The sequence below is a fragment of the Dolichospermum lemmermannii CS-548 genome, from assembly GCF_028330815.1.
GTDB classification, from domain to species: domain Bacteria; phylum Cyanobacteriota; class Cyanobacteriia; order Cyanobacteriales; family Nostocaceae; genus Dolichospermum; species Dolichospermum lemmermannii.
In genome coordinates, this window is the sequence record NZ_JAQMTJ010000289.1 from 48,440 (window position 1) to 55,270 (window position 6,831).

6 protein-coding genes are annotated in these 6,831 nt (G+C 38.7%); 4 read left to right on the top strand and 2 right to left on the bottom strand.

Going from position 1 to position 6,831, the window contains the following annotated elements:
• Nucleotides 1-255 precede the first annotated feature (255 nt).
• Entirely contained in the window at nt 256-1,464 is a 1,209-nt protein-coding gene (locus PN450_RS20115) for a NupC/NupG family nucleoside CNT transporter (RefSeq protein WP_271837353.1), read from the top strand.
• A gap of 170 nt (nt 1,465-1,634) precedes the next feature.
• Nucleotides 1,635-1,832, top strand: a complete 198-nt coding sequence (locus PN450_RS20120; protein WP_271837354.1) for a proteinase inhibitor I4 serpin — start codon at nt 1,635-1,637, stop codon at nt 1,830-1,832.
• Nucleotides 1,833-1,855: 23 nt separating this feature from the next.
• Here the strand turns inward: PN450_RS20120 and PN450_RS20125 are convergent, their stop codons facing one another.
• Nucleotides 1,856-3,016: an AI-2E family transporter gene (locus PN450_RS20125; protein WP_168695981.1), complete on the bottom strand. Its 1,161-nt coding sequence runs from the start codon at nt 3,014-3,016 to the stop codon at nt 1,856-1,858.
• Nucleotides 3,017-3,197: 181 nt separating this feature from the next.
• Here PN450_RS20125 and PN450_RS20130 point away from each other — a divergent pair, with 181 nt between their 5' ends.
• A complete protein-coding gene (locus PN450_RS20130) occupies nt 3,198-3,560 on the top strand; it encodes a hypothetical protein (RefSeq protein WP_210422356.1) in 363 nt (120 codons plus the stop codon).
• 250 nt (nt 3,561-3,810) lie between these two features.
• The gene (locus PN450_RS20135; RefSeq protein WP_271837355.1) at nt 3,811-5,235 is read left to right on the top strand and encodes an LCP family protein; all 1,425 of its coding nucleotides are present in this window, start codon (nt 3,811-3,813) and stop codon (nt 5,233-5,235) included.
• A 147-nt stretch (nt 5,236-5,382) separates the two neighbouring features.
• On the opposite strand, the gene PN450_RS20140 is transcribed toward PN450_RS20135, so the two are convergent.
• Complete coding sequence (locus PN450_RS20140) at nt 5,383-6,513, bottom strand: extracellular solute-binding protein (protein WP_271837356.1); 1,131 nt, start codon at nt 6,511-6,513, stop codon at nt 5,383-5,385.
• Nucleotides 6,514-6,831: the final 318 nt, after the last annotated feature.

The following is a 6,831-nucleotide window of genomic DNA, read 5'->3' on the forward strand; positions in this document are numbered from 1 at the left end:
ACTGAAGTTGAAACCAATATACACTCTTTATTCCCATTTGCATAGTTCTGTAATAACAATTTATTTAAGTTTTGTATACTTTTAATTATTTCTTTATATTTAAGATTAATTAAGCCAGCAAATATCCTGTTTTTATTCCCTTGCATTAGCAGCATTTTGGTGATAAATACCGCCTAAATTAGCTAATTCGGCACTTAATGATCGGAAATTAAGTTATTCTGAAGCTTATTTGCAAAAAATATGGAAACATTGAATATGGAACGTACTATTTCATTTTTAGGCATTTGTGTTTTCATCGGTATATGCTACGCCCTGTCCGAGAATCGTCAAGCTGTGCGTTGGCGTACAGTTGCTTGGGGGTTAGGGTGGGAATTTATTTTGGCTATAGTCATTCTCAAAACGGCTTGGGGTTTGAACTTATTTAAATCCTTGGGAAATATTGTTGGTAACTTTTTGGCTTTTTCTGATGTTGGTGCAAAATTCGTCTTTGGTGAAAACTTCAAAGATCATCTGTTTGCTTTTCAAATTCTCCCCACAATTATCTTTTTCTCATCATTTATCAGTATTCTTTATTACTATGGCATTTTGCAAAGAGTTGTCAATGCCCTGGCATGGTTGATGATGAAAACCATGAAAACATCAGGTTCTGAATCTTTGTCCTGTGCGGGAAATATCTTCTTAGGACCAACAGAGGCAGCACTCATGGTCAAACCTTACCTAGCAAACATGACAAAATCGGAATTGCACGCCGTCATGACTGGTGGTTTTGCTACCATTGCTGGGGGTGTACTAGGTGCTTATTTGTCCTTTGGAATTCCGCCAGAACATTTAATTGCGGCTTTTTTCATGACTTCCCCTGTTTCTCTAATAGTATCTAAAATCATGTATCCAGAAACAGAAGTATCGGAAACTACTGGAACAGTGAATATAGAGATCAAAAGTAATTATGTTAATGTTCTTGATGCTGCGACTTCTGGGGCAATTGATGGCGTAAAATTAGCGGTTAATGTTGGAGTCATAATAATTGCTTTTTTGAGTTTATTAGCCGCTGTCAATGCCAGTTTAAGTTGGTTGGGAACGTTGGCAGGTTATCCGCAATTATCCTTAGATGGGATGTTATCTTTAATTATGTTTCCCGTAGCCTGGTTAATGGGTATACCTTGGGCTGACTGTGGACAAGTTGGGGCATTATTAGGTAAAAAGACGATTCTTAATGAATTTATCGCCTATTTGGATTTAGGAGAAATGATTAAGAAACAAGAAATTTCTCAACGTTCAGCTATTATTACTACCTATGCCTTATGTAATTTTGCTAATATTGGCTCAATTGGCATTACTATTGGTGGGATGACAGGAATAGCACCCAACCGTCAACAAGACTTAGCCCGTATGGGTGTAAGAACTATGATTGGTGGATTATTAGCGGGTTTTATTACTGCGGGAATTGCAGGAATTTTAATTTAATAATATAAAATGATGCCTTGCTGTTGTCCTAAGGGAACAGGGAACAGTTGTTACCAAAACTGTAACGATTGAGGATTTATGAATCTGTGGATGAGATAGTGAACAATTAGTACATTAGCAACGTCTTTTGCAATAGACACCCGAAAATCTGGAGTAATTGAGGTAAAAGGATGAATTCTATCACAACCAATTTTCTGCAACGACGTTATGGAGTAAGTTTGGGCAGACGTTATGTTTTAGCAGCCGCTAGTGTTATGCTATTAGGTGCGTTTGCTTATTCCTCGATAGATAACAGCAATAACGTTTTTACTAGATCTCATCTACCCAATACAGAACTAGGCTTTTTACCGGACGATAATCTACTTTGAGAGCAGTATGGCGGATGAGTATGTCATGAAATACTCAAAGAATTATTAGGCTCTATTTTTGGAGATGCTTCTGGTGTCATAGGTGTGGCTATATCATCCAGAGAAGAGTCTTCTGGATCAAAACTCAGTGCTGAGGGACGAATAGCGCTGATGATGCTTTTAATGACAACAGCGCAGGGGACAGCCACAATTACTCCTAAAAGTCCGCCAATTCTCGCTCCAGTTAAGACAGAAATTAAAATCCAAACGGGGTTTAAACCCGTAAAACTGCCTAAAATTCGGGGTGCAATCAGATTCTCGAGAATTTGCTGCACAATTACGGCAGCTATTAAGACCCTCACCCCCATAGAAACATCTTGGAGTGAAACCAAAGAAGTTGTCAAAGCGATACCCACAGAACCGCCAAAGGGAATAAGTGCCATGACTCCAATAGTTAACCCAAATAATAGACCAAAGGGAACTTTCAGCCATAAAAAGGTAGGAATCAGCGCGGAAGCCATGCAGGTTGATAAAATTAATTGGGTGATAAAAAAGTTTTGAAAGCTTAAACGGACTGTTTTGGAAAAGGGAGCGCGAAATTTAGAAGGTAGCCATTCTACTAAACTTTGCCAAAGTTCACCGCCATGCTGTAATAAATAAAACGTTAATACCATTGTTAGTAGGAAATCCAACAAACTGGTAACAGTGATCACGGCTAGATTTAGCACCTGTCCAGCTATGGACTGTAATTGTCCTTTGACGCGATCATTGATTTGTGCGGCTAAAGCATCTAAGTTAATGGGTAAACCTACACTTTCTGCCTTGCCATTGAGTATCATTAATTGTGAACGTCCTGAATCAATTAAGTCTGGTAAACGCGCCACCAGTTGTTGGGCTTGAGTCAGGGCGAGAGGAAACAGAGTGACACCTAGAGCTAATAAAATGGATAATGCTAACAAAAATACGAGGATGGCTACTTGCTCTCGTTTTGCTCCGTGATTTTCCATCCAACTTACGGGATAGTTGAGTAAAAATGCTATTACCGAAGCTCCGACTAAAATAACGATCAGGGAGTGAAAATAATTGAAAATTGCGGCAATAGCCCAACCATTGAGAACTAATAACGGTGCAAGTAGCGCGATCGCTAAGTATCTCGCTATAGGTGTCAATGTTTGCCACCAATTGAGTAGCTTACGTGTTTGCATTTTTAGGTAATTACACTATAGAACTAAATTAATTTCTTCTTGACAAAGTATTAATCCCATGGAAGTTGGTCATCGGTAATTGAAATTGTTAATTGCCCCTACCTAATTAGCAACTTAGGTTATTATCTCTAACTTAATGACTATTATTCACCATCTCTAGTTTATGATCACATCAACCACTATGGATAAATTGCCAGCAAAAGATACAGATATCTCAAAAACACAACTTATTTTATATTTGATTCCCATTATCGGCTTTTTTCCCTCGCTGTGGACTCTCTACCAGCGTCAGGGTAGCCGGCAACAAGTTACTGCCAGCCGTTTATCTATTACCTTGGCCTTTATCTGGATGTTAGGTTATTTATTGTTAACTACTGGAGCAGCAACAGATTTTTTGACACTGCGCTTGTTAATTCTCAATAGTTTTCTGACTTCTGGTTACTTTTTAGTCAGTGTTTGGTTGATTTTCCGGGTCATTCAAGGCAAATCTTCCCGTTTACCAGGATTTAGCAACTTGGCAGAGCGACTATGGCATAAGTATTAAATAGCAAATCGGAAAATCATAGAAATTATCGCAGCCCGTTACAGATTGCCGGAAGTATAAATTTGAAATCAAAATCTCAAGATTAATAAAAAGGCTTTCACCCCTAACTCCTGGTTTGTGAATTCTGTTGTATATTCCGAGGTTTATTATAGCAAATTTGATGAGAAGTTAGCTATTATAGTCTGATTTGTTTGGGATGTATTGAGTCGGCAAATTTACTTTATTTAAAATCGTAGGTGAGAGGAAGTCTGTGACTAGTCAAAAAACATCAGCAGCACAACAAAGAGCCGCAAAAGCTAAATATAAGGGGAAAGGGCAAAATTCCCGCCCATCAAAATTAGGACGGTGGCTATGGTTTGCGGTGGGTATGGGTGGGATTGCCCTAGTATCTGGACTTGCAGGGGCGTTGTTGGCGGTTTCTTGGGAAAGTACGCCTTTGCAACAAGCTCAACTCAGTCCCCAGGAGGAAGCGGTATTTGATGGGGATAGTATTTCTGGCAATGGGTTACAATTTTCCCAACTAACTCGTCCTGTTAATATCCTGCTAATGGGGATGAGCGTACTGCCTCCAGATGTCCAAAACCCCCCTTCTGACAGCAAAAATCTGAGTTATTTACCCCAAATTAATTCTTTTGACGGTCTTTCTGATGTCATGCTGTTGATCAAGTTTGATCCAGAGACAAAAAAAATAGTCATGCTCTCTGTGCCTAGAGATACCCGCACAGAAATTGAAGGGTATGGAGTGAAAAAAATTAATGCGGCTAATGCAGAGGGTGGACCAGCGTTAACGGCGAAAACCGTTAGTAATCTTTTAGGTGGAGTAGGAATTGATCGCTATATTCGTATTAATGTTTTGGGCGTTAGTAAGCTAATTGAAGCTTTGGGCGGAGTGAATATTTATGTCCCCAAAAACATGAAATATCGGGATGATTCCCAGCATTTATACATTAATTTAAAAGCGGGTCAACAACATCTCAATGGTGAACAGGCATTGCAATTACTCCGCTATCGTCATGATGAACTGGGAGATATTGGTCGAATTCAGCGCCAGCAAATGGTGTTGCGGTCTTTAATTGAACAGACTCTGAACCCGACAACCATCACGAAATTACCAGACATTCTCAATGTTGTTAAGGAAAATATTGATACTAACTTATCTGTGGAGGAATTAGTAGCGCTGGTTGGTTTTGGCTCAAAAATCAATCGCTCGAATATGCAAATGTTAATGCTACCTGGACGCTTTAGCGACAATCATGAGTTTGATGCCAGCTACTGGGTTCCAGATGGGCGGAATATTGCTAAAGTAATGACGCAGCATTTTGGTTTAGAAGCGAAGACGGCAGAAATATCATTTGCTGAACCTAGTCATCTGCGTGTATCTATTCAGGATAGTACAGGGAACAATCGCTCTCAATTGCGTCCCCTAATTAGAACATTGGAAAAAGCTGGATATAAAAATATCTTTGTCTCCAAACCCGGGGGACAACCCCTGGATATAACTCACATTGTGGCACAACAAGGAGATGGAGATAGTGCCGAATCAGTCCGTAGTCTCTTGGGATTTGGGGAAGTACGCGTAGAAAGCACTGGTAATATCGGTTCAGATATTACTATCCAGGTAGGAAAGGATTGGTTTCAAAACCAGGCTATTTTCCAAAACTCCACCAGTCCGTAAGCCCTATTGATTACAAACATCTTTACTGAACTTAAAATTTCACAAAAGTCAGCAGTTATGGATTAGAGTCCAAAGAGACAAAATCAGCAATTATCCTCAAGAATGAATCATTAAAAGCAAAGTTGGATTCCGTTCTTCTTGCCAAAATTATGATTGTTTGATCTTGATGAATAAATCTTCATACTCTTTCATGACTGCTGGAGGTAAGGGGAGTATAAATTCACTTTTGGCCAGAATTTCAGCATCAGTTAAGAATAAATTCTGTAACTGTTTCTGAATATCCCCTACGACCATAGCATTGTCCACAGGAGAATTGCTTTTAGTTAGTAAGGCAATTTGTTTAGAGGTATTGGGTTGTAAACAAAAATCTAACCATTGATATGCTAAACCATCATTACTAACACCTGTGGGACTTACCCATAAATCAGTCCAAATTGCTGTTCCTGATTGGGGAACAACTGCGGCAAATTTTTGATAACGACTGATTACCGGAATAATATCATGAGACCAACCAACTGCTAACCAAGTATCCCCAGTAATTAATGGTTCTAGATAGTTTTGAGAATCATAGAATTTGACTTGTTGATTTAATGCTTGTAATTCTGGTTTTAGTGCGGAAATTTGCTTGATATTTTCCGTGTTATAAGATTTTCCTAATTTCTTCAAAACTAAACCAATTACTTCTCTGGGATGATTAAGTAAAGAAATCCGATTTTGTAATTCACTTCGCCATAAATCACTCCAATCTGTTGGTTTCCAACCTAATTCTTGAAACTTTTCTTGATTATAAATAATTACTGTATTCCCCCACCGATAAGGAACACCCCAAATTTTACCTTCTTGATCACGCTTAATTAGTTGTTGCCATTTTTCATTTAAGTTAGCTAAATTTTTGATATTTGTTGTTGCTAATGGTTGAATTAGTTTTTGATCAATTGCTGCTTGTAACCAATAATCTCCCAAGGTAACTAAATTAGCAGTCGGTGATTTTTGATTTTGATTAAATGGTAAATAACGAGTCCATTCTTGCTGATTATTAGTTGGCGGTTGTTGCCAAGTCTGTAATAATTTAAATAACTCCTGAAGCTGATTCACTGGGGTAAATTTCAATTTTCCCCCTTGAGTTACAGTTTTCCGAAACTGATTAACTACCTGACCAGGAATAGAATTTTTTAATAGCTGTACATTTAAGGGGGGTTGCTGGTTTGTTCCGCATCCTGTGATCAATTGAGAAAGTGTTAAGGTACTTATACCCAATAAAAAAGATCGTCTGTCCATTGATTTTACAGTTGGTGAATATAGCCATCCTCAATCATAGCTTGAGTTTGATGGGGCAATTTTACATATTGAGCTAGAAAATTTACCGCTTGCATCAGCACTGAAACAGAACAAATGCGTTGGGTTGTGCTGTCGCTTAACCCAACCTGCAAAAAATGGCTAAGGTATTGAAACAAGTTGACACTCTCAGGGAGCCAAGCCACTGAGATTCTACTGACAGAATTAAATTAAGAGTTTAGCTCAATCTAATCTCGCTGCGACCGTCAAACGCCGCCTAAACGCTCAAAACAACTGCCAATCAAGGTGTCGAAATTGCGC